Annotated in this window: 21 protein-coding genes; 9 read left to right on the top strand and 12 right to left on the bottom strand. The window is 44.0% G+C overall.

Annotated elements, in window-relative coordinates:
• Position 1: 1 nt before the first annotated feature.
• The 3 genes from cyoB to MSP8886_RS01410 form a co-directional block, all read right to left on the bottom strand.
• Positions 2-1,987: a cytochrome o ubiquinol oxidase subunit I gene (gene cyoB, locus MSP8886_RS01420; protein WP_067011962.1), complete on the bottom strand. Its 1,986-nt coding sequence runs from the start codon at positions 1,985-1,987 to the stop codon at positions 2-4.
• Positions 1,987-3,045 (bottom strand): ubiquinol oxidase subunit II, encoded by a 1,059-nt coding sequence (gene cyoA / locus MSP8886_RS01415; protein ID WP_067011960.1) that lies wholly within the window; start codon positions 3,043-3,045, stop codon positions 1,987-1,989. The genes cyoB and cyoA overlap by 1 nt, the downstream gene beginning before the upstream one ends.
• Positions 3,046-3,761: 716 nt before the next feature.
• Positions 3,762-5,315 (bottom strand): aminotransferase-like domain-containing protein, encoded by a 1,554-nt coding sequence (locus MSP8886_RS01410; RefSeq protein ID WP_245659000.1) that lies wholly within the window; start codon positions 5,313-5,315, stop codon positions 3,762-3,764.
• A 106-nt stretch (positions 5,316-5,421) separates the two neighbouring features.
• Between MSP8886_RS01410 and MSP8886_RS01405 the strand changes: the two genes are divergently transcribed.
• Both MSP8886_RS01405 and srmL read left to right on the top strand, forming a co-directional pair.
• On the top strand, positions 5,422-6,072 hold the full coding sequence (locus tag MSP8886_RS01405) for a pyridoxamine 5'-phosphate oxidase family protein (RefSeq protein WP_067011954.1): 651 nt from the start codon (positions 5,422-5,424) through the stop codon (positions 6,070-6,072).
• 262 nt (positions 6,073-6,334) lie between these two features.
• A complete protein-coding gene (srmL, locus tag MSP8886_RS01400; RefSeq protein WP_067011951.1) occupies positions 6,335-7,489 on the top strand; it encodes a PheS-related mystery ligase SrmL in 1,155 nt (384 codons plus the stop codon).
• A 59-nt stretch (positions 7,490-7,548) separates the two neighbouring features.
• Here srmL and MSP8886_RS01395 read toward each other — a convergent pair whose 3' ends face one another.
• A complete protein-coding gene (locus MSP8886_RS01395) occupies positions 7,549-7,764 on the bottom strand; it encodes a DUF2798 domain-containing protein (RefSeq protein WP_067011949.1) in 216 nt (71 codons plus the stop codon).
• A gap of 101 nt (positions 7,765-7,865) precedes the next feature.
• Between MSP8886_RS01395 and MSP8886_RS01390 the strand changes: the two genes are divergently transcribed.
• Positions 7,866-8,756 carry a LysR family transcriptional regulator gene (locus MSP8886_RS01390; RefSeq protein WP_067012945.1) on the top strand — a complete coding sequence of 297 codons (891 nt, stop codon included), beginning with the start codon at positions 7,866-7,868 and terminating at the stop codon, positions 8,754-8,756.
• A gap of 356 nt (positions 8,757-9,112) precedes the next feature.
• Here the strand turns inward: MSP8886_RS01390 and MSP8886_RS01385 are convergent, their stop codons facing one another.
• The 3 genes from MSP8886_RS01385 to MSP8886_RS01375 all read right to left on the bottom strand — a co-directional run bounded on the left by MSP8886_RS01385 (position 9,113) and on the right by MSP8886_RS01375 (position 12,125).
• Positions 9,113-9,940 (bottom strand): Imm49 family immunity protein, encoded by an 828-nt coding sequence (locus tag MSP8886_RS01385; RefSeq protein ID WP_067011946.1) that lies wholly within the window; start codon positions 9,938-9,940, stop codon positions 9,113-9,115.
• Positions 9,941-9,955: 15 nt separating this feature from the next.
• Entirely contained in the window at positions 9,956-10,786 is an 831-nt protein-coding gene (locus MSP8886_RS01380) for an Imm49 family immunity protein (RefSeq protein WP_067011944.1), read from the bottom strand.
• 121 nt (positions 10,787-10,907) lie between these two features.
• Positions 10,908-12,125, bottom strand: coding sequence for an MFS transporter (locus MSP8886_RS01375; protein ID WP_083200705.1), 1,218 nt, complete (start codon positions 12,123-12,125; stop codon positions 10,908-10,910).
• Between the two features lie 131 nt (positions 12,126-12,256).
• Between MSP8886_RS01375 and MSP8886_RS01370 the strand changes: the two genes are divergently transcribed.
• Entirely contained in the window at positions 12,257-13,144 is an 888-nt protein-coding gene (locus MSP8886_RS01370) for a LysR family transcriptional regulator (RefSeq protein WP_067011941.1), read from the top strand.
• Positions 13,145-13,269: 125 nt separating this feature from the next.
• On the opposite strand, the gene MSP8886_RS01365 is transcribed toward MSP8886_RS01370, so the two are convergent.
• Together MSP8886_RS01365 and MSP8886_RS01360 are read right to left on the bottom strand one after the other, a co-directional pair.
• On the bottom strand, positions 13,270-14,514 hold the full coding sequence (locus MSP8886_RS01365) for an HD-GYP domain-containing protein (protein ID WP_067011939.1): 1,245 nt from the start codon (positions 14,512-14,514) through the stop codon (positions 13,270-13,272).
• Between the two features lie 193 nt (positions 14,515-14,707).
• A complete protein-coding gene (locus tag MSP8886_RS01360; protein ID WP_139063064.1) occupies positions 14,708-17,590 on the bottom strand; it encodes an FAD-binding and (Fe-S)-binding domain-containing protein in 2,883 nt (960 codons plus the stop codon).
• 516 nt (positions 17,591-18,106) lie between these two features.
• Between MSP8886_RS01360 and MSP8886_RS01355 the strand changes: the two genes are divergently transcribed.
• Positions 18,107-18,883 carry an FCD domain-containing protein gene (locus MSP8886_RS01355; protein WP_067011937.1) on the top strand — a complete coding sequence of 259 codons (777 nt, stop codon included), beginning with the start codon at positions 18,107-18,109 and terminating at the stop codon, positions 18,881-18,883.
• Here the strand turns inward: MSP8886_RS01355 and MSP8886_RS01350 are convergent, their stop codons facing one another.
• Positions 18,884-20,173, bottom strand: a complete 1,290-nt coding sequence (locus MSP8886_RS01350) for an MATE family efflux transporter (protein WP_067012941.1) — start codon at positions 20,171-20,173, stop codon at positions 18,884-18,886.
• Positions 20,174-20,741: 568 nt separating this feature from the next.
• Here MSP8886_RS01350 and MSP8886_RS01345 point away from each other — a divergent pair.
• Entirely contained in the window at positions 20,742-21,167 is a 426-nt protein-coding gene (locus MSP8886_RS01345) for a group II truncated hemoglobin (RefSeq protein ID WP_067012939.1), read from the top strand.
• Between the two features lie 54 nt (positions 21,168-21,221).
• Here MSP8886_RS01345 and norR read toward each other — a convergent pair whose 3' ends face one another.
• Positions 21,222-22,811, bottom strand: coding sequence for a nitric oxide reductase transcriptional regulator NorR (gene norR / locus MSP8886_RS01340; RefSeq protein WP_067011935.1), 1,590 nt, complete (start codon positions 22,809-22,811; stop codon positions 21,222-21,224).
• A gap of 218 nt (positions 22,812-23,029) precedes the next feature.
• Here norR and hmpA point away from each other — a divergent pair, with 218 nt between their 5' ends.
• Positions 23,030-24,220 (top strand): NO-inducible flavohemoprotein, encoded by a 1,191-nt coding sequence (hmpA, locus tag MSP8886_RS01335; RefSeq protein WP_067011932.1) that lies wholly within the window; start codon positions 23,030-23,032, stop codon positions 24,218-24,220.
• A gap of 94 nt (positions 24,221-24,314) precedes the next feature.
• Here the strand turns inward: hmpA and MSP8886_RS01330 are convergent, their stop codons facing one another.
• Positions 24,315-24,647: a glutathione S-transferase family protein gene (locus MSP8886_RS01330; RefSeq protein WP_175365238.1), complete on the bottom strand. Its 333-nt coding sequence runs from the start codon at positions 24,645-24,647 to the stop codon at positions 24,315-24,317.
• On the opposite strand from MSP8886_RS01330, the gene MSP8886_RS01325 reads away from it, so the two are divergent.
• Together MSP8886_RS01325 and MSP8886_RS01320 are read left to right on the top strand one after the other, a co-directional pair.
• Complete coding sequence (locus tag MSP8886_RS01325; RefSeq protein ID WP_067011931.1) at positions 24,646-25,332, top strand: AHH domain-containing protein; 687 nt, start codon at positions 24,646-24,648, stop codon at positions 25,330-25,332. The genes MSP8886_RS01330 and MSP8886_RS01325 overlap by 2 nt on opposite strands.
• Positions 25,329-25,907 (top strand): hypothetical protein, encoded by a 579-nt coding sequence (locus MSP8886_RS01320; protein WP_067011929.1) that lies wholly within the window; start codon positions 25,329-25,331, stop codon positions 25,905-25,907. The genes MSP8886_RS01325 and MSP8886_RS01320 overlap by 4 nt, the downstream gene beginning before the upstream one ends.
• Positions 25,908-26,007: the final 100 nt, after the last annotated feature.

Raw genomic sequence — 26,007 nt, 5'->3', positions numbered from 1 at the left:
ATTACCCCTTAGCCACGTTGTTACTATCTAAATGTGCCGACTCAGTACGTATGATCTCATCAGGCTGGATGTAGTAATCCACATCAGAGGTATAAGCACGAGAGACTAGAGAAATAAATCCTCCTAATAGTCCAAGAGCAGCTAACCACCAAATATGCCAGATAAGAGCAAAGCCCATGACGGTCACACAACCCGCAATGGCCATACCTGCCTTAGTGTTTTTAGGCATATGAATAGGTGCATAGTTGTCTTTACGAACGTAAGCTGTACCTTTTTCCTTCATATCAGTAAACGCATCGATATCATGGATCGTTGGGATCTCAGCAAAGTTATACACTTGTGGTGGCGACGCAGTCGACCATTCAAGCGTATGTCCATTCCATGGATCACCCGTTGTATCTAGGTTCTCTTTACGATCACGGAAGCTCACATACAACTGAAGAAGCTGGAAGACAATACCGGCCATAATCACTAGTGCACCGATCAATGCAATGTATAACCACATATCCCACTGTGGATTATTGGTATGGTTTAGACGACGCGTCATTCCCAAGAAGCCCAATACGTACAGAGGCATAAAGGCTAAGAAGAAACCAATCAACCAACACCAGAAAGCCGCTTTACCCAACTTAACGTTAAGGTGGAAGCCCATCGCTTTCGGGAACCAGAATGCAAAACCAGCCAAGTAGCCAAAGACCGCACCACCAATGATGGTGTTATGGAAATGGGCAATCAAGAATAAGCTGTTATGCAATACGTAGTCCGCACCAGGGACAGCAAGCAATACACCTGTCATACCGCCGATGGTGAAAGTCACCATAAAACCAAGCGTCCACATAACTGGCACCGTGATACGAAGACGACCATGGTACATAGTGAACAACCAGTTAAACAATTTCACACCTGTCGGCACCGCGATAACCATTGTCATCACACCGAAGAAGGCGTTAACGTTGGCGCTGGAACCCATGGTAAAGAAGTGGTGAAGCCATACGATGAAACCAAGAATGGAAATCGAGGCTGTCGCCCATACCATGGACTTATAACCAAACAAACGCTTACCAGTGAAGGTCGATACTACTTCAGAGAAGATACCAAATGCTGGAAGTACAAGGATATACACCTCAGGGTGACCCCATGCCCAGAACAAGTTGATATACATCATTGAGTTACCACCACCTTCGTTTGTGAAGAAGTGGAAATCCAAATAGCGGTCAAGCGTCAACAGTGCCAAGACAGCAGTCAAAATTGGGAAAGAAGCCGCGATCAAGATATTGGCCCAAGTACAGGTCCAAGTGAAGATCGGCATATCCATCAATTTCATGCCAGGAGCACGCATTTTGAACACAGTTGCCAAGAAGTTAACGGCAGTCAGTGTTGTACCGATACCCGATATCTGTAAGGCCCAGATGTAGTAATCAACCCCCACGTCCGGACTGAACTGCAAACCAGCCAATGGCGGATACGCCACCCACCCTGTTTTAGCAAATTCACCGACGAACAAAGAGATGTTGATTAGGATAGCGCCACCAGCCGTTAACCAAAAACTTAAATTGTTTAGGAACGGGAAGGCAACATCACGAGCACCAATCTGTAACGGCACTACGATGTTCATCAAACCAATCATAAATGGCATCGCCATAAAGATGATCATGATGACACCATGAGCGGTAAAGATCTGGTCGTAGTGATGCGGAGGCAGATAACCTGGGTCACCATCGGTAGCCAGCGCCAGCTGAGTACGCATTAAGATGGCATCTGAGAAGCCTCGCAGCAACATTATCAAGGCCAGTACGATGTACATGATACCAAGACGTTTATGGTCGATTGACGTCAGCCAATCATTCCAAAGAACACCCCACTTATTATAGCGAGTGATCAAGAACACAATTACCACAGCCAAAAGAGCAACAACACAGAAAGTTGTTACTAGGATAGGTTCGTGGTATGGAATTGAGTCCAAAGAAAGTTTGCCTAGAATAGACATTATTTGTCTTCCTCCATATGCATCTTGTGAGATGAATCTTCAGACGAGCCGTGGTTCATTTCACCGTGGCTCATTTCACCATGCGACATCCCACCTTGATTCATATTGCTATTCTTCATCTGACGCATCTTAGGGACATCAAAAGAGGTACCTTCCAATATGTCTACCGTGCCGTAATCTTTCATGAACTTCATAACATTGTTCATGAAAATACCAGGCTGAATAGAACTATAATATTGAACAGGTGTCGGCTTATGAACGTGAGCATGTAAGTCGTACTTAGCAAGTTCATCGTAAGAGCTCTGATCTAAGATGCCGTTGTTTTTCACGCCGCTAATAGACCCGGCTTTCACGCCTTCAACCCACTTATCAAAGTCCGCTTCGCTATCCATGGCAATGGCATTAAATTTCATACCAGTAAAGCCAGGACCACTATAGTTAGCCGAATAACCTTTATATGTACCAGGCTCATTAGCAATCAAATGAAGCTTAGTAATCATGCCCGCCATTGAGTAAATTTGACTACCCAATTGAGGAATGAAGAACGAGTTCATTGTTGCCTCAGAAGTTATCTGAAATGACACAGGAACATTAGCTGGAAATCTCAGCTCGTTCACCGAAGCAATACCAAGATCCGGATAGATAAACAACCACTTCCAGTTCATCGAAACGACCTGAACGTTGATATGATCTTTGTCCGATTTTAGAGGCTTGTAAGGATCTAATGCATGAGTCGACTTCCAAGTGATCACGCCAAGAATAATGACAATGATAATAGGAATCGTCCAAACGATAGCTTCAATTTTTGTAGAGTGCGACCATTTTGGTTCGTAAATCTCATTGCGACCTTCACGATATTTCCAAGCGAAATAAAGTGTCATAAAGATCACAGGAATTACAACAAGCAGCATAAGAACAGTCGCAACAATAATGAGTTGCTTCTCTTCAATACCGACTTGTCCTTTAGGATCAAGCACGCCACCCTGACAACCAGCGAGTAACGCCACTGTTATCGCCAAAGCGATTTTACTTAGGATACGAGTTAACAAGAGAATCATCCTCTAACCCTGAGGTTCACAACACTGCAACTTGCCCATCAAGAAGCAGAACGAAAAAACCGGCACATTACCGGCATTTCAGCAAAGATGTTCCGAGCACTGCGGACAGCACTAAAACACCATTACCTCGTTAGTTCTTATTAACGAGGTAATCGTGTTATTGGATCACCTAAATCTGAAAAAGGGTGCTCTACACCTGGCTTCCTGTGGATCATTCGTGATGATCCGAGCAGGAGAACAGCACAATAAGGTGGTCATTTGACAACGAGCAAAGTTGATACTTGTCAATTTCAACAAGTACCCAACCAATATTACGAGAGCAAAAGCACTGCTGATTGATGGCAACGCTTCTAAAATTTGGGGTGGAAGAACAATGAGATACGATGGAATGGAAACATCAGACACTAAATAAAACGTAAAAAAAGAGCACACAAAAGCCCCTAGCAAATAAAAGGCTATTTGCTTAGTAAGAGACTCTTTTTTAGATGACAAGGTGCTACATTTGTTCACTTTTTTTTCCAAACGATTGCTATAAATCCATAAAGAAGCCGCTATATCAACAATGTAAACTTACAGCTGACACTTGAATTTGTATTTGTTGGGCGGAATATAACAAAAAATACCCAGTACACAAACCCCAGTTTAGCGATTGAACTCACTTTCTTCACGATTTTTTTTCAAAAATCCTTTTTATAAAACATAAAACCACATTTTATTTACACTCTAATATGCCTATCTCTAGGACAAAGTTCTCTACAAACCTCAGCCAGTGCCTGTACCAAAACACGCATCACGTCTTCTGGAGTACTGCTAAACCCGAGAATAAAGCCCTGTCGGCTAGGCTTTTTTACAAAATGGCTCGACAAGGTCGATAACAGGAGGCCTTGCTCTTTCATCCTCGCCGCGATGACCTCATCCCACAGCGGCGGCTTCAGGCCCTTAGACTTGTCTGCTTCCATCGTTTCGACGGGGCCACGCAGTTCATCAAACCAACACGGTGCCAATTCAATCAAAACATGCATGCCACCACTCGGCCGTTGCCATACAAACCAAGGAACTAGACACGCCTCCAACAGTGCCAGCAAGGCATCTCGCTTTAAGCGATAGTAGCGGCGCATACGATTCATATGTCGGCCAAAGTTCCCCTGAATCATAAAGTCCGCTACGGCAGGTTGTATGGGTAAAGACACGGAAGAACCTAGCAACTTTTGACTCCTTGCCAATTGTTTAGCATGTTTCAAAGGAGCGATAATAAAACCCAAGCGCAAACCGCGAAAAAGCACCTTGGAAAAACTACCAATAAAAAACAAACGATCCTTTGCTACCTCATGCAAACTCGCGGTTTGCATGAGCGGTACATTACTTCGACCCTGATAGACAAATTCATTGTCATAATCATCTTCCACTAACCACCAAGAAGAGGAGGGATCTTGTAAACGCTGAATCCACTCTTGCCGTCTTGGCGAGCTCATTGTTATACCTAAAGGATACTGTCGGCCGGGTGTCAGCACTGCGATATTATCTGGAGAGAAGCTTGAATTGTCTGCAGTTTGCAAACAGGCGCCGTCATCGTCCATGGGCAGAAGACCAACGTTTCCTTGTTGTGAAAGTGTCTCGATTATCGGCAAATAAGTGGGATCTTCAACCCACCATTTGGCTTTTTTCGCAACGCTGACGAAAACATGTTGCAGCTGTAACAATGCATCGCGATTACCCGCTGTCAAGAACACTTGCTCACCATCACATAGCAAACCTCGCACTTGATAAAGGTAGTCCCTGATCGCTTCCTTCAGCGCTGGCAAACCTGATTCATAATCACCATTTAATACTCTCCAATCCGGTTTTAACCAGCTGCGGCGCATACTAGCGGCCCACTCTTTACTCGGAAAGACAGACACATCCGCCCCAGAGTCAAAGGCTAGCCACGCTTGTTCGACCGTCTTTTCCTCATTGGCCATCTTCTCTACCTCAATAGGCGACGTAGCCCTGACAGATTGCGCTGCTATGCTACTAATCGTAGTCGCCGCAACAAATACACCACGCTTTTGCTCACTCACGAGAATCCCTTCGGCAATGAGCTGTTCATAGGCTCTGGACGTCGTACTCCGAGACACGCCCAAGGACAATGCCAAGGTCCGCGACGACGGTAATTTATCGTTTACAGATAATTGCCCGGATGCAATGCCGTGCTGGATTTGCTCAATCAATTGTTGGTAATAGGGCGCATCTTCACTTAAAGAGAAGCGCAAACTGGCTACCGCGTGCTTCATAATCTGGCCTGCTTGTTTATCTTCATTCTGGCTATTTTTATTAAAGCCAGATTTCTCTAAAGTCTTGTTATAGCTAGCCATCTAACAAGATACAAGGAGAGAATTCATGAGCCAGTCACTCACAGAAACGTCATTAAGCAGAGTAAAGCGTGGACCAAACCGCGCCTCCTACGATAAAGACCTAGCCCTAGACATTATCGATGCGGCGTTAATGTGTCATGTAGGACAAACTAAAGACGGCCAAGCCTTCGTTACGCCCACCAGCCATTGGCGAGAAGGCGATTATTTCTACTGGCACGCCCATTCCAAAGCGCGCAATGTCAAAGGACCAATCGACGAGCCTGAAAAAGTTTGCATTAACGTCAGTCTATTGGATGGTTTGGTATTGGCACGTTCTGCCATGCACCATTCGGTGAACTATCGTTCCGTCACCTTATTTGGTGTACCAGAACGTATTGAGGACCAAGAAGAAAAAGTTCGCCAGTTCAAACTCTTCTTAGACAAAGTCAGCCCTGGCCGCTGGGAAACACTACGCCCAGTGAACGAACAGGAAATCAAAGCCACGGGCGTGGTTCGAATCAAAATCGACGAAGCTTCTGTCAAAATGCGCGCTGAGCCCCCCGTTGACGACCCTGCCGATAACGACTGGCCAGTATGGGCAGGTGTACTGCCATTGGAAAAGCAGTGGGGAAAAGCAGAACAAGATCCGCTTCAACAAGAAGATTACTCAGAACCAACAGCGCCAAATGCGGTTTAGGTCTTATCTATGACAGCTAGGAACAAGGCAATCGCTTCAAGCGTGTCTTGTTCTGTAAAAGACAAGCTGCTAGGATCAAAATCATGACTTATTTACTCGCACGTCCACATCGATTTATCCGCCTCCGAGTCCCTACACTGGACCCGGCGGCTTTGTTCTACTTGAAATAACCTTTCATAGACAAGCTCTCTCCGAGTCCCGACTCGGAGGAATCCAAAAAAGACGACTTTCACTTTTTATCTTGGATTTATGGAGCATAACTATGTCTACTAACAACGATTTAACCTACGAATATCTCACCCTCGAACAACTGCTTAAGGCACTCTCCCTACGCGACCTAACCGACCCAAAGCAAGGCATTCATGCCATGCAACAGCTCATCAGCGAGGCCGAAACCGCCATCCAATCCCTGTGGTCTTGTTACATTCAAAGGCTAAACGCCAACCCCATAGTGCCTGTTTACGAAAACTATGACGCCCTTGGCTATCCCGACGATGGCGCCTCCAGAGACAGTCGCTATAGCCGTTATGTCAATAAAGATTTAATGCTACGAACGCAAACCTCTAGCGCCGTTCCCGCCTGGTTAAGCAGCTGGCGCCATTATCGTCCAGAGTCACTTGGATTATTAAGTCATGGCCTTGTCTATCGCCGCGACTGCATTGATCGCTGGCACAGTGCCGAGCCCCACCAACTGGACATCTGGATTGTCCTGCCGAAAAGCCAAGCCAGTGACGAACAGATTTTGCATGACAGTATTGCCGCATTAATGGGCACCTTATTACCCAACCATAAAGTGGCAATATCCACCTCTCCCCATCCGTATACCCAAAACGGTGTGCAGCTGGATGCCATTGAACAAGGCAACATCGATCAGGGTGAACTTGTCGAAATAGGCGAGTGTGGCAACATTGATCCCGCCTTACTTGATCGAAATGGCTGGTCTAGTGAACACTATACGGGCCTTGCTATGGGGTTGGGATTAGATAGAGTACTTATGCTACGCAAGGGCATTCCTGACATTCGCTTATTACGCGACCCAGAGCCTAGAGTGCAAACACAAATGCAAACCCTCTCACCTTGGCAGCCAGTCTCTCGACAACCCATAACAGGACGGGACCTCTCCCTCGTTGTCGATCAACATATCGATATGGACATCATTGGCGATAAAGTGCGTCTAGCACTGGAAGAGCAAGCCGAATGGTTAGAAGACATTCAACTTGTCTCACGAACGGCCTACCAAGCACTTCCACCCGTCGCCATCGCAAGGCTTGGCATAGCGGAACACCAAGACAATCTCTTATTACGCTTAGTGCTTCGTCATCCTAGCCAAAGCCTTCCCACCGCATTAGCCAATGAAATCCGCAATACCGTGTATTTAGCGCTTAACGAGGGCAGCCAGACGCATTTAGCCATCTAACTCTTTTTGAAAAAGGCACGACAACTCAAAAAGCACAGAGATATATTCCCTGTGCTTTTTTATATCTTGTTGGCAATTTTATACGCCAAACTGTGCAGAAAAGGCCCTGCGATAAAGGAGATGATGCCAGCGGCTGGCCAAGCTAACGCCCAAGCATTCATCCAAAAACGAACAAAATCCGGATGCATGCCGATGTTCACGTAAGTGATCCACGCTGAAATAATCAGTGACAAGGTAAACGACATAAGAACAGCAAAAATAATTCTGTGCTTCATATAAACACTCCTATCGTTAAATTTTCTTTGAAACAAGACTAGCAAGCATCTATATGTGTAATATATAGCTAAATTTAATAGTTCATTTTACAAATATGCAAATGTTAGACGACTTAAAGATTTTTATCACCGCTGCTAATAAAAATAGCCTCACGGCGGCGGCACAGCATCTTGATATGACCATCGCCACTGTGTCCCGTCGTATCAGTGCCCTCGAACAAAAACTTGGCTGCGAGTTATTACATCGTTCAACAAAAGGGCTCACACTCACACCAGCAGGAGAAGCTTACTATCAAGAATGTGCTGAGTTTGTTGATGCCCTAGACCAGCGCATTTCTAACCTTGATCAAACCCTGAACAGCTTACAAGGGGATTTAAAGGTTTTAGCACCGGTGAATCTAGGAAGTGGACCACTGGACGCATTTTGGCAAGGGTTTATCCAACTGTATCCAGATATCAGGCTAGACATAGAATTAAGCAATACTCTGCAAGACATAATCAGTACCCGCGCAGACATCGCCCTGCGCTCTGGTCCACAGCCAAACTCCTCATTGATACAAAAACGGCTGGGACACATCGAACCCATTTTAGTCGCTTCTCCCAACATGCCGCACCCTCTGCCTCATTCTATCGAAGAGTTGAAAAATGCACCGAGTATCGCCTCTCAAATGTTTTCCGATTGGCCGTTAATCAATAGTGCAGGGGAAAGGCATGCGCTGAATAAAGACCATCAGCACATCAGCAACGATATGAACATCACACTTAACCTGACCAAGGCAGGGGCAGGTATTTCGTTAATTCCAATGAGTATTGTCAATACTGACCTGAAAAAGGGAGAGCTAATTCGAGTATTGCCAGAATGGCGTGGGCAAGATAGGGAGATTTATTTAGTGTGGCCTTATCGACGCAGCTTATCAGCCAGAGCCTCGTTATTTAAAGATGAGTTAATGTCATTCCTTGAAAAGCAAACTTGGTTTCACCCAACGCCTTAGTCAGCCGTTTTCAATGTCAACCAGATAGTCGAAGGAATGGAAGTAGGGCCCGTGTCATTGATTTTTAATCAGAGCCAGTTTCATCCTCTTAGTTCATTATTTCACTGGAACGGTGGCGACTTTAACAGTGATAATATGAGACCTTTGCACGATGTCACAAGCGACGCCAAGACGCGGCAAAAACAGACGAAAAAGCGGAGTTTATCCCTATAAATGAGCATTTTAAGTCTGTTGTTAACAAAGTATTGGCAAGCGCAGTAGTCGTACAAAAGTCTCAATATGCATATCCGTCATTTGTATACACCGTCGCGATCGCCATTCAAAATACCAATGACAACGAGCCCATTCCACTACAGCTAAATAGGAAATGCTTTCATGAAATCAAACTCATCTTCATAGTTCTCTAGCGGCTGCACAGGGATCCACTCTTTCGGAAGATAAGGACTGTCTACGATGATCTCATAGCCATATCGCCATGCGAGCTTGCTGTATATTATTGCTGATGTGCCGATTAGACCTTGCGTAAACGCCCCCTCATCCCAATCTTTTCGATAATTAAGCCTTCTAGGTGTAACCAGCTCTTTTATTGCCGCCTCCATCCCTTGCTCATCACCTTTTGCTAAAGCTAAATAGAACTGACTATCAACCAAAAAGCGTTTTGTCCAATTCTTAGGCGGGGTTTCAATAAAGCACTCTGCCCGTTCTCCCAGCAAATCAATATCACCCTGCAATGCTAAAGCAAGTTGCAACGAATAGTTGCCAGCACTATTAGCCATACTAGGCTCACTGTATTTGACTTCATAGTCATACATTAATTGACTAAACCATGAAATTAAAGGTTCATGATCAGACAACAAATAAAATAAGCGATCTCCAATAACGGAGTGCGCCCTAGGATTATTACATGGCGGTTGCCCAGAAATGTATTTCAGTTTCAGAATGTTATAACAAAGGTTTTTAAAGGTCGCCAAATCCCCCCCATGAAACCAATGTGACATAGCCTTTGCTTCAAGATAACTTGAAAGCAAGCTTATTAAAGTAACGGAATGATCTGGATTAGCTTGGCTCTCGATCTTTTCACACATCTCAGCCAGCTCCTCAGGCGAATTAAAATCACTATTGACTCTATTGTCGCAGTGCTGCAACCGAGCAACCATTTTGTCATTTATCAAAGTCGGTTTCATTTTTATCCCAATCCTTTAAGAAAATGCCTTCATGAAATCAAACTCATCTTCATAGTTCTCTAGCGGCTTTACAGGGATCCACTCTGTCGGAAGATAAGGACTGTCTACGATGATCTCATAGCCATATCGCCATGCAAGCTTACTGAATATTATCGCTGATGTGCCGATTAGACCTTGCGTATACGCCCCCTCATCCCAATCTTTTCGATAATTAAGCCTTCTAGGTGTAACCAGCTCTTTTATTGCCGCCTCCATACCTTGCTCATCACCTTTTGCTAAAGCTAAATAGAACTGATTATCAACCAAAAAACGCTTAGCCCAATTCTTAGGTGGGGTTTCCACAAAATATTCCGCCCGCTCTCCCAGCAAATCGAAATCCCCTCGCAACGCTAAAGCAAGTTGCAATGAGTAGTAAGCACCATCATTAACTTTACTGGACTCTTTATGATTAACTTCAACTTCATAATCATAAATTAATTGACTAAACCATGAAATTAAGGGTTCATGATCAGACAACAAATAGAATAAGCGATCTCCAATAACGGAGCGCGCCCTAGGATTATTACATGGCGGTTGCCCACAAATGTATTTCAGTTTCAGTATGTTATAACAAAGGTTTTTAAAGGTCGCTAAATCCCCCCCATGAAACCAATGTGACATGGCCTTCGCCCTAAGATAGCTTGAAAGCAAGCTTATTAAATTAACGGAATGCTCTGGATTAGCTTGGCTCTCGATCTTTTCACACATCTCAGCCAGCTCCTCAGGCGAATTAAAATCACTATTGACTTCATTGTCGCAGTGCTGCAACCGAGCAACCATTTTGTCATTTATCAAAGTCGGTTTCATTTTTATCCTCTTGATGTCTTATTTCACGGGGCTATGGCTATTTTAACAGAGATAATATGCCCGTCCTTTTATCCATCATCGAGGCCATCATACAAAATATCAACGGCTCTGAGCTATTGGCTCAATTAACCACCGTTTTACTCACTTTACCTGCTTTTTCAGAAGCAAAAATACAAATTAACGCACCGGCACCCAATGCAGATATGACAATGGCCAGTGAGGTCACGCTCTTATCTGACAATAAAGCAAAACCAACAGAGACGATACTGACAAGAAGCATCTGAAAGCTACTAAAGAATGCACTTATTCGACCCGCCGACCTTGCTGGGAACAATTGTAGAGCCATCGCAATGGTGTTACTAAAGATTAAAGCTTGACCAAACGTTGCCACCATAAAGCTAATGATTAAAACATAAATATTGGGTGTATAAACCGTCGTTAAGACGAACATTACAAAACCAGATAAGGTAATCATCCCGCCACCAATTAAGCAGGAAAAATAGACACTCGTTTTCATGACCAGTGTTTTATTGATGGATGCAGCTATAAAATAAGGAACACCTATTAATACAGCAAGATAACCATACTGGCTGGATGAAAAACCAAAGCCACCTTGAATAAGAAAGGGGGTCACTATGTTATATAAAACTATAATACAATAGGCACAAAACCCACCTAATACATTCAACATAAAACAATGATTAAATAATGCAGATCGATAGTCATGCAATATATTCATCATTCGACTACTTTTATTAGACTCTTCCCGGCTTTTGGTTTCAGGAAGATAAAAGGTACACACTAGTATCAACATAAGATCAAAAGCAGCTAACACATAAAAAATAACTTTCCAATCCAAATGATGGACTAACACACCGCCAATAACAGGGCTCAAACCAAAACCTAAAGCAAACCCCATGGACAAATAGGATGATGCACTTGCTAGTTCTTTTCCTGAGAAAACATCTCTAGCAATAGAGCGCCCACTCGTTAATAATCCACCGCATCCTAAGCCTTCCAGAATACGACATAAGACAAACACGTCTATGGTTTTACTTATGCTATTACCTAAAAAACCGATTAATGCTAAAGTCAACGATGCTAATAAAATGGGTTTTCTGCCAATATAATCGGAGATAGGACCGAAAAACATAGGAGATACAGAAAAACCAAGAAGAAAGCTCGTCACAGTAAGTTTTGACTGAAAAGCATCAATAGCTAAATTTTGACTGATGACGGGCAGGGCAGGCAGATACAAGGCAATCGATGCTTGCCCTAGAATAGTAATCAGCATAATAAGCCTTTTTATACGTTGATTTGCTGAGTATCTATCATTCATTTATTAAAACCTTTAGCATATTTACTATATTTCTTCAGCTTAATTTTACTTTAAAGTGAAGAATCATTGTATGAAGTACTCTTTATTTTTCCAGCTAAATTATTACAAAGAAACTTTGCATAGGATGCAAAATGGATTATCCAATCAGTTCTGACCAGATTTTTTTATTCAAAACCATCGTTGAGAAGGGGAGTTTCTCGAAAGCGGCACAACAACTTGGTGTCCATGTATCGACAGTCACAAGACAGATCGATCGCTTAGAAGAGTCGATTGGTGCGAAGTTATTCATTCGATCCAGTCATTATATTGGCTTAACCGAATCAGGGGATCATTTATATCGAGAGTCAAAAGAGATATTAAAACATCTTTCTAGTGTTATTGAAGATATCCGACAGATAGAAAATGCAGAATCTGGTGAGATCAAGATCAGTTGTTTACCAACATTCTGTAAAACCATTATTATCCCAATATTAAAAAAAGTGAAACAAAATAATCAAGATATTCAGCTTAGTTTTGATCTAACAGAACGGTTAGTTGATCCTATTGTTGAACGCCTTGATCTAGCCATAAGAATTGGAGATCAGCCAAATAGTACGTTATATTCCAAAAAACTAGGAGAGCAAACTTGGCATATATGCGCTAGTCCGGATCTTGCCTCTAAACATCGGCTCACTCATATCGACGAGCTAGAAAATATGCCGTTAATCAAAAAATACTCGAAGAACAGTACCGTTTGCTGGAATAAGCTCGAAGAAAGAAACCACATTGCTGCAAAGTGTGACGATTTCCATGGTCAACTCATGCTAGCAATCGAAGGAATTGGTTTTTGCTGCCTACCAAACTGGGTAGTACATGGGTCAATCCAGAACGGCAGTTTAGTACATGTCTTACATGACCCCTTTCAACGACGGGACACTATCTATGCATTAAGACCGTTTAAACATCCCAACGCAAAAAGCGCGCTACTCATGGATGAAATAGAACGCTCTTTGGATAATGTTTCCACTGGCCTTCTATAAAAATATTAGGCCTATCATTGATAGCACTGAATATACTGACATTCTATATAGATATCTGAAAATCAGTGAGTCCACTAGAGTGTTAATTGGCTCTTAGGAGAAACAACAATAACTCTATCAATTATTTAAAAATAAAAATACCGATCAATTTTTTCCAACATCAGTGTCCGGCATGTCTCTTCGTCGGCATGGATAATAGTGTCATAAAGACGGCGCGCATGGCATTCAAATAAAACCACTAACTCTGGGTCAAAATGCGAACCACTGCCTTCTTTAATGATAGAGAGGGCTTTGTCATAACTGAACGGTTCTTTGTAAGGTCGTTTAGAACATAGGGCATCAAACACATCAACAATCGAAAATATACGGGCGCTGATGGGAATATTCTGTCCCGAAAGCTTATGAGGATAACCATTACCATCCCATTTTTCATGATGCGCTTCGATAACGGTTTTCGCATTACTAAGCCACGCTATGCCATCCACCATTTTCGCACCTTCTAGCACATGAGTTTTCATGACTTCCATTTCTCCAGATGTCAGTTTACCTGGTTTCAGTAAAATACCGTCCGAAATGGCAATTTTCCCCACGTCATGTAAATAGCTGCCTAGAATCAGAGACTTGAGTGATTCCGCCTCCATGCCATAGGCTTCCGCGAGCTCTGTTGCAAGCCACGCCACACGATAATTATGGGAACCCGTATCCGAATCCCGAAGTGCAATGGCTTTGCCCATAGTAAACATCATGTCGATGTTAGCGTCTTTGATTCGACCGATATAACGCTGGTTTTCACGATTCAAAAACAAAATCAGCGGATAGATGATCAAAGCACACAACCAAGCGGCACCTGCGGCCATTAACGCAATCAAAAGAGAGAAGTCACGAATATCAGCTCGCTGCCAATCAGGCACAACACGAACCCCTTCCAAATACCCCCAAATGACCCCCTGTTCTTTTAAGGGGATAAAAGTACTTAGCACCCAAATGTCATAATCTAAATGACTACTTTTGTAAAAAGGCTCTTGGTAATCTGGAACGCTGTGCTGCGGTAAAGCCCCCTCAATCTTGTCACCAGAGGGCGTTCTAGACTGAGCAATCCGATTGCCATTTTTATCGTAAAGCTCTGCAATATCAAACCAATCAATCAACAAATGATCCGTTACTTGTTTTGCCAGAACCAAAAGTTGTTCAGGCGATGCCTCTTTAAGATTAAAATGCGATATGGTTCCTTGAGATACTTCTAAAGCAAGGTTTACTGTCTCTTTCTCAAGAGACTCATTAGTCAGTCTCCAACCAATAGAGCCTGCGACAATACTAATCACTAAACTAGAAACAACAATCCGCTTCAATGCTTTCTTGGCAAAGTTCACACGGTTCTCCTCACAGCTTGATGACTAAAAAGACCCTTTTAAACAATCCACGCCATGTGTCAATATAGTGTAAACAAACCGTGCTTTTTTTCATCTTTTTTTGCCACCTTCATGATGGCTGCGCCACAATTCCTTTGATTAGGCCCAAGAATAAATCATCACTCTCTATCACCTTGTTGGACTAAAATAAGACCTACAACCCAGACGAAGCCTCAGACACTTGATCAACGAGGTAGACGATGGATTGATATTCAATACCGCTGTGTTCGCTTAAGCCAATTTCACAGGTGCGGCTGTTTGAATAGCCCACTTTGCAGTCTTCTACCGCTTTCGATAGGGTTTTCAGGGCGCTAGCGTTCAATTCCGGATGAGAAAACCCTTTATCACCGGCAAAGCCGCAACAGGTTACCTCGGGAGGAATCACTACCTCATCGGCCAATTGATGGGCCAGTTGAACAAAGCTATCCGCCAATCCCATGCGCGTTGTGCTGCATGTCACATGTAAGGCAATACGAGGGGCTTTCTGAGTAATGGTTAAATTTGGTACAACAAACTCTTTGAGAAACCCTACTTGCTCATACAATTCCAATACGGGATCCAAGGTTTGTGTCATACGCAATAGGCAAGGGCTGGTATCACAGACAATCGGATAACGCCCGTTGTCGCTAATACTCAATAGCATTGCATTTAAATCCTTAGCCTTTTTATCCGCGACGGCAAACTGACCTTTGCTTTGAAAGGCTAACCCACAACAGCTGCTTTCAACCTCTTCGGGTACAATAACCTGATAGCCGGATTTTTTAAGTACAGATAACATAACGTCCATAACAGAGCGTTGGTCTTGCCCGGAAGGATCCGCCCCCATCATTCTTGTCGCACAGCTGGGCAAATACACCACTGTCGGTTTCGCCAACTCTCTATCAGGGACACTGCCATCTTGGATCATTTTTTCTGCCCATAATGAACGAATGGAATCCGCACCTTTTGGCATGGTGGTTCGCCAATGGGGCACCACGCCACCTGTCACTTTATTCGCCATATTTGTTAGGGATGCCATCCCCTTATTACCAACGATTTTTCGGGCCACATTGGCCGTTGATAATCCTAACCGAACGGTTTGAGTCACTCCTTCAAAATGCTCACCCAACCAATAACCCACTTTACTATCTGGGTGACGATCGTGGCGCAGCTCACGGGTCAGATCCCCAGTATTAATGCCAACAGGGCATTGCATCGAACATAGGCCACAAGCGGCACAGGTATCGACACCTTGATAGTCGTACTCTTTTTTCAGAGCGGCTAAACGCTCAGGATCGGTTCCTAATGTGGTTAAACGTTGGATCTCCCGCCAAATCACAATGCGCTGACGAGGCGTTAGCGTTAGCGCTTTCGACGGACAAACCGATTCACAGAAACCACATTCGATACAGGTATCAACCAGATCATTGGCCTTAGGCAGCGGCTTCAGATTTTCCACATGCAAATTGGCATTGTGGGAGAGAATGACATCTGGATTCAGCAAACCTTGTGGATCAAAGGCATTTTTAATTTGCCACATGATATCGTAGGCCTCTTGACCCCATTCCAATGCCACGTAAGGTGCCATATTTCGCCCTGTACCGTGTTCTGCCTTTAAAGACCCTTTGTATTTACCTGCCACTAAATGGGCAACCTCATCCATCAAAGCGGCATAGCGGCTCACTTCATGCGGATCATCGAACCCTTGGGTAAAGACAAAATGCAAATTGCCTTCTAACGCATGACCAAACAAAATTGCTTCACTGTAACCGTGCTTTTGAAACACGCCTTGCAGTTCTAACACACCTTCGGCGAGTTTTTCGACCGGAAAAGCCACGTCTTCAATAATCACGGTCGTCCCAACAGGACGTACCGCACCGACGGCAGGAAACAAGCCTTTGCGGATCTTCCAATAAGAATCGTAAATGACTTTGTCTTGAGTAAACTCAATGTCGTTTAGAGTTGCCTGCCCATTTAGCGCCTGCTTTACCAGAGCCAAATTGCTTTCTAACTCTTCTTCCGTAGCAGCTCGAACATCCACCAACAAGCCCGCCGCTTGCGCTTCCAGAGAGGATAGACTCTCCGGCATACCTGGTTTGCCTTCAACTGCCCGAAGCCCTGCTCGGTCGATCAACTCAACGGCGGACACAGGGGCACTTTTTAAGGACGTGACCGCTCGACAAGTCGCCTCCATATCGGCAAAAAAGATCATGGCTGCCGCTTTGATTGGGTGATCCACCACCGTTTGGTAAGTGACTTCGCTAATAAACCCTAACGTTCCCTCGGAACCAATCATCAGATGCAGCAAAATATCAAACGGGTCTTGGTAGTCCACCAAGCTATTTAAACTGTATCCTGTTGTGTTCTTTAAACGATATTTGTGTCTTATTTTGTTTGCCAAGTCATCATTAGCTCGAACTTGCTTTGACAGTTGAGTCAAGGTATCTAATAAATCGGCATGGTGATTACCAAAAGCTAAGCGGCTACTTTCATCGGCGGTATCCAGTAAAGTGCCATCCGCAAAAATCAGCCTAGCACTTTCAATCGTCTGGTAGCTGTTTTGTGCCGTACCACAGCACATACCACTGGCGTTATTCGCGGCAATACCACCAATCATGCAGGCATTGATAGACGCGGGATCGGGGCCAATTTTACGTTGAAACGGTGCCAGTAGTTGATTGGCGCGTGCACCGATAATGCCGGGTTGCAGTGAAATGCGCTGACCTTGATCGAGAATGCGATGACCTTTCCATTGGTCGGACAACTGAAGCAATATGGAGTCGGTTACCGCCTGTCCAGACAAACTCGTGCCCGCCGCTCGAAACGTTACCGGCAAATTCCGCGATTTCGCCTCTTTGAGTACCATACGAACTTCGTCTTCGTTGTTCACTCGGACCACTAACTGAGGAAGCAAACGATAGAAGCTCGCATCCGTACCATAGGCAAGGGTACGCAGCGGATCTCGAATCAATCGAGACTCATCTATCGTATTTTTCAGTGATTGATGGATCGCATCGTATTGGGCTTTTTTATCCGTCATTGCAGGTGAAGAAGTCATATAACGTCCCATTGTGAATGGTCTTGCTAAGCCGTTTTCCTTGAAAGCCAAGCAAACAACTCAAAGCATTTTATTATTTTAAAAGAGTACGACTGGACAAATACATCGACAACTCTTTTAATTGGTCATACCAATTAACCGTGAATATAGAGCAACAATAGAAATCAAGACGGCTTTTGTCAAGTGGTTAAATTGGCGACATTTAATGAATTTTAGCGACATTTTTGATTGGTTTTACCACTTTTTCACTTATACACAGAAAATAAACATCGCCATCTCAAATGAGATCTTTACACGATGTCACGAGCGACGCCAAGACGCGGCAAAAAAGACGAGAAAGCGGAGTTTATCCCTATAAATGAGCATTTTGAGTCTGTTTTTAACAAAGTACTGGCAAGCGCAGTAGTCGTGTAAAAACCTCAAAATGTATAAAAGACAAATAGGTCAGACCACTATAAAAAGTTAAATAGAAACCGTGTGTTCCATACCATCCTTGAGCTAAAAAGGAATAACAAGATGACATCCGACTCATTCAGCCGTGTAAAACCACCAAAAATCTCCGATATCATTATGCAACAATTGGAAAGCATGATCCTTGAAGGCAGCTTTACGCCAGGGCAAAAATTACCACCAGAACGGGAATTAGCCGCCCGCTTTGAGGTATCTCGCCCATCACTCAGAGAAGCCATTCAAAAGCTAATCGCGCGGGGAATTTTATTCAGCCGACATGGTGGCGGTACTTACGTAGCAGACAACATTGGCAGCTCATTTGCGGATCCATTACAAGACCTGCTGTGTGCCCATGATGAGTTTTTATACGATCAATTGGAGTTTCGCGATGCCTTGGAAGGTTTATCATCTTATTATGCCGCCACGCGAAGTACCGAGGCCGATAGAGCCAAATTGACTCGATGCTTCCATGCCTTAGTCGAGGCTAACCAAGCACAAGACTTTGCCCTTGAAGCAAGGCTTGATGCCGACTTTCATATGATCATTGCAGAAGCCGCCCACAATATCGTTTTGCTGCATACATTACGCAGTCTATACGCAGTGCTTGCTAGAAGTGTCTCGGCGAACTTGCAGAACCTGTTCAAACAACCTCAAGCGAGACAAGCGGTGATGGCACAACACAAAACCCTTTATGAGGCCATCATGGCAGGTGATGGCAACGCCGCCCGGGCGGCCGCACACGATCATTTGGTCTTTGTGGAAGATCATCTATTAAACAGGCAAAAAGAAGAAACGCGCATTCAGCGCTCATTACGGCGAAATGAACACCAACCGCCCCATTAACTATCTTGCAGCAAACCAAACATTGTTTTTTATATTTTGTCGATAGCACCAATACAAGGTGATGGCGCGAGCAACAAACAAAGCGGCTTGGCTTAACCATAAACCATGGTTTCCGAGCCCTTGAGACAGATACCAAACCGGAAAAAAGACGCCTAATACACAGAGAATCATGGAGTTTTGCATCTGTTTCACGCTGGTTGTACCAATAAATACACCGTCTAACATAAACGACCAAATACCCAACAGAGGATAGCTAATCAGCCAAGGTAGGTACAGAGCCGCATCGTTTCGAACACTTTGAACACTTGTTAATAAGGCAATAATTTGATTGCCAAAAATCCAAAAAATAGCGACTAATATCAATGCTGCAAGTAGGGCCCAATAGGTAGAAAGACGCATAACCTTTTGGAAATTAGTTTTATCTTTACGACCATAGGACTCACCACATAATGCTTCAACAGAAAAGGCAAAACCATCTAACGCATTCGATATGATCATTAAAAATGTCATTAACACCGCATTCGCCGCCAAGATATCATCTCCCTGACGCGCCCCTTGAGCGGTGAAAAAGAGCATCACTATCAAAAGTAAAATCGTCCGTACAAATAAGTATCGGTTTACTTGAATCAAGGCAATATACGCCCGCCATTTAGCAAGTGCCTTCAGCGGTACTTGACCAGAAAAGCCTTTTAAGCGGAAAAATGCCAGACCAATCGCAATGGTCACGCCAAGATATTGAGCCAGTACAGTTCCCCAAGCGACTCCATCACTGGCCATGCCCATATGATAGACCGCGATGTAATCGAATATCATGTTCGCAAGGTTAATCGTCAATAACATCCAAAGTGGGCCTTTGGAATATTGCACACCGAAAAACCAGCCAATTAAGGCATAGCCCGCTAATACTGCAGGCGCACTGAAAATTCGTATCTCACAATACAATCGAGCCCATGGTGCGACATCGGCACTGGGCGACATTAGATCGATCGCCAAATCAATAATCGGCCCGCGAAATAGAATCAGCATTAAGCCGATAAACACTCCCATCAACACCGATTGCAATAATAGCTCTCGAACGCGCCGATCATCCTCTTGGCCCATGGCTTGCGCCGTCAATCCAGTGGATCCCATGCGCAAAAAGCCAAATGCCCAAAACAGGAAGCTAAAGATACTACCGCCAATCGCCACAGCACCAAGATGCGTTGCGGTCCCTAGATGACCCACTACCGCCGTATCCACCAAACCGAGAAGTGGCGTAGTGATATTCGACACCATGGGCGGCCAAGCCATTCGCCAGATTTTTTGATGAAGAGGGGCATCAACTTGATAGGAATGGCGCAGCTGTTGAAAAGATTTTTTGAGCACTGGGAACGGATCCTTGTGGATAATCGCGATTCTGTGGGTAACGGCAATACTATACACATCGCGATTTTTCAATCACCTATGTGGAAAATAGTGCTAGTTATACATAATTAACGCACTTTTTTGCAGTAAAAAGCGCAATTTGGTGTGAAACACACTATGAAATGTTCATTTTTTGATCTGATACTGTATTTATCCACAGTGACAAGAAAAAATATTGACCATACCAAGTTTAGCATAGAGGGATAACCGATTCTTTTTTCCACAATTATCTCTCAAATCAATGGAAAATTTGCTAAAATCACTGCTCATTTTTATACCCTGTGAGACCTTTGCACGATGTCACGAGCAACGCTAAGACGCGGCAAAAACAGACGAGAAAGCGGAGTTTATCCCTATAAATGAGCATTTTGAGTCTGTTTTTAACAAAGTATTAGCAAGCGCAGTAGTCGAGCAAAAGTCTCATAGTGATTTCATGGAAAAGATGCCGACGACAATGACAACGACTAATATACCCGTTTATGGTGAAGGCGATGGAACCTTACAAGCGGTTGGTGGTTTAACTGGGCTACAAATCCTAGTCGAAACCTTCTATCGCATCATGGGAAACACCCCTGAATTTCGCCCCTTGTTTGATATGCACCCTAACAACCTTGAGCTAACCATCGATAAATTGGTGTCTTTTCTATCTGGTTGGATGGGCGGCGAAAAGTTATTTTCGAAAAAATATGGGCCAATCAGTTTACCCCAAGCCCATGCACACTTAATCGTCACGGATAAAGAAAAAGCCATGTGGCTCAATTGTATGGCTGCCGCATTAGATGAACTCGGCTACCCAAATGACTTAAAAGCTTACTTGCTCCCCAAACTCGAATTTCCTGCTGAACGCATTCGACAAGTAAGCGCGGCGAAACATAGTTAACAACCTCTCCCTAACCCAGCCCTTGAAAGACAAAAGGGGAGACAGGGAGAGGTTTCAGGCCTTCACTTCCTTACTGACAGACACGCCCAAACGCTTCGCTAAACGAACCAAATTGGCTCTGTCCATCGACAAAAATCGCGCCGATTGCGCCCAACTACCATCGGCTTCTTTTAAAGCACTAAGTATCAAACCTTGCTGATAAGCGTCTGTTTTTTCACGTAAATTTATGGGTTCTTCAAACGCGTTTGAAACGCTTTCCTCTGTGTCAAAAATACTCTGTTGCTGTTTTTTAAAAGTGTTATCTATCTGTAACCCTGTTAGGTGTGCGGGTGTAATGGTGGTAATCCCTGTTGGCACTGCTGCTTTAGCATAGAGTGCAGCTCGGGAGATTACATGCTCAAGTTCACGCACGTTACCAGGCCAATGATAACTCTCCAGCAATCTCATGGCTGATGCCGATAAGGTAAGCTGCTGCAGGCCCAGCTTGCGACGAAAGCGTTCAGCAAAAAAGCCCGCTAATAAAGGCACATCGCCTTGCAGTTCTCTTAAAGGCGGCACTTGAATTGGAAAAACACTTAGGCGATGGAAAAGATCGGCTCGAAAACGATGCTCCGCGACTTCCGTTTCTAAATGACGATTGGTCGCCGCAATGACACGTACATCGATTTTGCGAGTTTGATCTTTACCCACGGCTTGAATTTCTTGGTTTTGAATCGCACGAAGTAGGGTTCCTTGCACCTCCAAAGGTAGCTCGCCAATTTCATCCAGAAACAAGGTGCCGCCATCGGCCAAAAGAAATTTGCCTTCACGATCTCGATCCGCCCCCGTAAATGCTCCTTTCACATGGCCGAATAATTCGCTTTCGATCAGATGTTGCGGAATCGCCGCACAATTCACATACACCATGGGGGCCGATGCACGACTTGAGGCTTGATGAAGGGTACGTGCCACCAGCTCTTTGCCTACCCCAGTTTCACCTTCAATTAAGATAGCGAAGTCGGAAGGGGCAACCAGTTTGATTGCTTGGATCAAGGCTTTCATACCATCGCTTTGCCCGATCATTTCCATGTGCCCATCTTTTTCATTGACCTGCTCGTTCATGGCTTGTAATACATGTTCAGCACGTTGAGATTTATTCTCTAACTGCTCCATCAGTATTGCAGTATTAAGCGTCATCGACGCCATGCTGCCGATGATTTCTAAGGCACGAGAGTCGATGGAATCAAACACATAGGGCTCGATACTGTCCAACGTCACAACCCCGATCAATTTGCCTTCCACATACAAAGGCACACCCATGCAGGAATGCACAGGAAGGTTTTCATCATGCCCAAGTACCATGCCATCGTAAGGATCAGGAAGGGCAGAGTCTGCGGGAAAGCGAACCGGATAATGCCCAGCACAGATTTCATTAAGTCGCGGGTGTTCTGCAATAATAAAACGCCGACCCATTAAATCATCCGACAAGCCCCGCTGGGCAATCGGGGTTAACACTCCGTGTTGATGAACCAAGAGCACCACCGCATCACAATTGATGGTGGCTTTTACCGCATACACTAATTGCTCAAATCGATTGGCTTGGGTCACCGCGCTGGCTAAATCCAACGCAAAACTCAATAAGGCATTATTCGACACTTGCTTCATAGCGTTCTCATTTTCTAGACAAATCTAGGTGAATTTCAATATAGGTCATAATGACATATTTGAAGTGTTAGGACTTGATATAGATCAGGTCATTATGACTCTTTTTAAAAAACAAAAAACAGTAATGATTTGAAAAATAAGGAATTAATTTATTGGCACAGCTTTCGCTATAACAAGAGTGAATCAAACCGTAACTGTCCAATAACGAGGGCTATCTGATGTTATCTCAACAGCACATCGACACAGTAAAAGCGACCATTCCACTTCTTGCGTCTGCGGGTACTGCCATCACAGAGCATTTTTATAACCGTATGTTTACCCACAACCCTGAGCTGAAAAACGTCTTCAATATGACCCATCAGAAGACTGGCCGTCAGCCTGCGGCCTTATTCAATGCGATTGCCGCTTATGCCACTTACATCGACAATTTAGAAGCATTAACCAGCGCGGTAATGCGCATTGCCCACAAACACACCAGCTTCAATATTCAACCTGAACAGTACGATATTGTCGGTCATCATTTGATTGAAACTCTGCGTGAACTGGCACCCGATGCCTTCACCAAAGAGGTCGAAGAAGCATGGACTGCAGCTTACGTTCAGCTTGCGGAAATTTTTATCAAGGTGGAAGGGGATTTATACAAAGAACACGCAGCACAAACGGGTGGCTGGGAAGGCTTCCGTCGTTTCCGTGTGGCATCCAAAACACCAGAATCTGAATTGGTCACCAGTTTTGTCTTAGAGCCAGTAGATGGCCAAGCGGTGATCGACTTTCAGCCAGGCCAATACTTGGGCGTGAAGCTACATCCTAAGGGCGCAGAATTTGATGAAATTCGCCAATACTCTTTATCGACAATGGCCAACGGCAAAAGCTACCGCATCAGTGTCAAACGTGAAGGTACAGGCGATACAGCGGGCGTCATGTCCAACTACTTACACAACCATATTGAAGTGGGCGATGAAATCGACGTCATGCCACCAGCAGGGGACTTCCACTTCCAAGACAAAGGCACACCTGTGGTCTTGATCTCAGGCGGCGTGGGCTTAACACCAATGCAAGCAATGCTAGACACTCTTGCCAAACAGAACTATAGCCAGCCTGTGAGTTACTTGCACGCCTGTGCCCATGAAGGACTACATTCTTTCAAAGACCATGTTAACGGCTTAAAAGGTGCTCTAGATTTGTCTGTATATACTTGGTACGAACGTGCCCATGAGTTGGCTGACAGTGAGTTTGAAGGCTATATGCAGTTAGACGATATCAAAGCGAACTTGCCTCTGAGTAATGGCGAATTCTACTTGTGTGGTCCAGTTGGTTTTATGATGTTTATGAAGCAGCAATTGCTGACATTAGGCGTGGAAGCAGATCGTATTCATTACGAACTATTTGGCCCACATCAAGAGGTTTGATAACCCCTCCCTAACCCTCCCCTTAAATAAGGGGAGGGAACAGAAAGCCTATACACCTACCCCTGGTAAGAGGGAGGTGTATATGGTTTACAACTCATCGCTTATCTACCAACGACTCTTGGCCGAGTTTCAGTGCTTGATCTTGTTGTTCAACGCTAATGAAGGCTGGACGTGAGGTGATGCGTTCAATATAAGCGTCAACGACTGGGTTTGTCGTAATCAATCCAAACATACGACACCATTTCAAGCTGATACCCCAAAGGATATCCACAGCGTAAAGTTTTTCTCCCAGTAAATAAGGGCCTTTAGCTATTTGATCGAACACAGTTTTTAGCATTTTGTCAAAACTACCGTGGGAGGAGTGGAGTGCATCAACGGAAGAACGATTAAAAGCTTGATCGATCACATTTATAAATGGACTTATCATGTCATTATTACGCACTTATCCTAAGCCTGAACGCCCTAATGATCCGACTCATCTAGAAATGGCTATCTATAATTACGAACTAAAAGCCAAAGCCCACCACGATCAACGCCTAAAAGAAACTTCCAGTGATAAAGAACAGCAAGCAAAAATGCAAAGAGACTTTGATCACCTCCAAAAAGAGAAACAGCGGTTACTTTCCATTGCCATAGCAAGAGAGTCACTAGAAGGCTATCGAACATACACTGAAAAAGCGAACATAGAACAGCTAGAATACGAAGAACACCACCCGACAGAGAAGCTTGCACGACTTCTCACATCTCAGGGCGAGTTCAAGCCTACAATTAATCACGAAGCTCATCATATAGTGCCAGGCAAAGGACGCTATCAACAAGCTAGATTAACTTTATACATGTGGGGAATTGGCATTAATGATCCAATGAATGGGGTTTGGTTGCTTAACTATAAAAAGAATAAGCCAGATGATTGGGCAACTGCTAAATCCGTTCCCCATAGAAATTTGCATCGTTACAATTATGAAACGTGGATCGGAGAACGGTTTGCTATCGCAAGTAGCAGGAAAGCAGTGGAAGCCAGACTAAGACAAGTTAAGGACAAAATTAAAAACAACGCTATGCCAGTAGAAGTAATGTCAGCAAAAGACGCTAATTGGAGCGGTACAGAATGATATACAGAATAAAACGCAAAAACGGTACGGCTGATGTAATTGATCTCGATGTTCGCCAACTTACTGATAAGCTCAAGCCTTATGCTCCTAAGAGTTTAAGTCTAATGACGCATCTAGCCATGCTACCTGTGAATAACGATAAACTCAGTGACCTATGGCCAAAGACAGGACTGCAGTGTTTATTCTTTAAAGATTCGAAAGAGACTTATCAAGATATCAACGCTTACGGAAGTTTTCTTGTCCTAACTCAGAAAGCCTACGATGTTGTTCAAGATTCGTTAAGAAACTACGGGGAGTTTCTAGACCTTGATGTAGAAGGTATTCCTATGATGCTGTTCAACCCTCTTGTATTCGGAACCGAGGATATGGAGAGGAGCGAGAAAGAGTATTACGACGGGGAAGAAATAGGGATCAAATATTTAGTTTTTGATAACTCAACAGAAGACAAATTGGTTTTTAAATCAAAATATACCGCTAGAGTCTGCATGTACTGCAATGACGAATTTAAGGAATTAGTGGAAAACCATTCTCTTCAAGGACTTGTATTCGAGAAAGAGATTAATAATATCTTTTAACTTAAGAACCTGTAAATACTGCTGTCCCCATCTTTAGGCAATGGTGATTTAGATTTATGCAGAGATGGGGCTTGATAAATACTAAGCCAAAAGGCCAGCT

Origin of the sequence: Marinomonas spartinae (assembly GCF_900089775.1) — a bacterium.
Lineage (GTDB): Bacteria > Pseudomonadota > Gammaproteobacteria > Pseudomonadales > Marinomonadaceae > Marinomonas > Marinomonas spartinae.
Note: the sequence above shows the minus strand (reverse complement) of the source record. Positions and strands in the feature narration are given on the sequence as shown.

Excerpts from the sequence above, each read along its gene's own strand:
- MSP8886_RS01375 (WP_083200705.1), bottom strand. The coding sequence starts at position 12,125 with ATGAATGATAGATACTCAGCAAATCAACGTATAAAAAGGCTTATTATG.
- MSP8886_RS01320 (WP_067011929.1), top strand. The coding sequence starts at position 25,329 with ATGATATACAGAATAAAACGCAAAAACGGTACGGCTGATGTAATTGAT.
- MSP8886_RS01355 (WP_067011937.1), top strand. The coding sequence starts at position 18,107 with ATGACATCCGACTCATTCAGCCGTGTAAAACCACCAAAAATCTCCGAT.
- MSP8886_RS01385 (WP_067011946.1), bottom strand. The coding sequence starts at position 9,940 with ATGAAACCGACTTTGATAAATGACAAAATGGTTGCTCGGTTGCAGCAC.
- hmpA (WP_067011932.1), top strand. The coding sequence starts at position 23,030 with ATGTTATCTCAACAGCACATCGACACAGTAAAAGCGACCATTCCACTT.
- MSP8886_RS01405 (WP_067011954.1), top strand. The coding sequence starts at position 5,422 with ATGAGCCAGTCACTCACAGAAACGTCATTAAGCAGAGTAAAGCGTGGA.
- MSP8886_RS01360 (WP_139063064.1), bottom strand. The coding sequence starts at position 17,590 with ATGACTTCTTCACCTGCAATGACGGATAAAAAAGCCCAATACGATGCG.
- MSP8886_RS01345 (WP_067012939.1), top strand. The coding sequence starts at position 20,742 with ATGACAACGACTAATATACCCGTTTATGGTGAAGGCGATGGAACCTTA.
- cyoA (WP_067011960.1), bottom strand. The coding sequence starts at position 3,045 with ATGATTCTCTTGTTAACTCGTATCCTAAGTAAAATCGCTTTGGCGATA.
- MSP8886_RS01350 (WP_067012941.1), bottom strand. The coding sequence starts at position 20,173 with ATGGCTTGGCCGCCCATGGTGTCGAATATCACTACGCCACTTCTCGGT.
- MSP8886_RS01330 (WP_175365238.1), bottom strand. The coding sequence starts at position 24,647 with ATGATAAGTCCATTTATAAATGTGATCGATCAAGCTTTTAATCGTTCT.
- MSP8886_RS01380 (WP_067011944.1), bottom strand. The coding sequence starts at position 10,786 with ATGAAACCGACTTTGATAAATGACAAAATGGTTGCTCGGTTGCAGCAC.
- MSP8886_RS01325 (WP_067011931.1), top strand. The coding sequence starts at position 24,646 with ATGTCATTATTACGCACTTATCCTAAGCCTGAACGCCCTAATGATCCG.
- cyoB (WP_067011962.1), bottom strand. The coding sequence starts at position 1,987 with ATGTCTATTCTAGGCAAACTTTCTTTGGACTCAATTCCATACCACGAA.
- MSP8886_RS01390 (WP_067012945.1), top strand. The coding sequence starts at position 7,866 with ATGTTAGACGACTTAAAGATTTTTATCACCGCTGCTAATAAAAATAGC.
- MSP8886_RS01395 (WP_067011949.1), bottom strand. The coding sequence starts at position 7,764 with ATGAAGCACAGAATTATTTTTGCTGTTCTTATGTCGTTTACCTTGTCA.
- norR (WP_067011935.1), bottom strand. The coding sequence starts at position 22,811 with ATGAAGCAAGTGTCGAATAATGCCTTATTGAGTTTTGCGTTGGATTTA.
- MSP8886_RS01410 (WP_245659000.1), bottom strand. The coding sequence starts at position 5,315 with ATGAAGCACGCGGTAGCCAGTTTGCGCTTCTCTTTAAGTGAAGATGCG.
- MSP8886_RS01370 (WP_067011941.1), top strand. The coding sequence starts at position 12,257 with ATGGATTATCCAATCAGTTCTGACCAGATTTTTTTATTCAAAACCATC.
- srmL (WP_067011951.1), top strand. The coding sequence starts at position 6,335 with ATGTCTACTAACAACGATTTAACCTACGAATATCTCACCCTCGAACAA.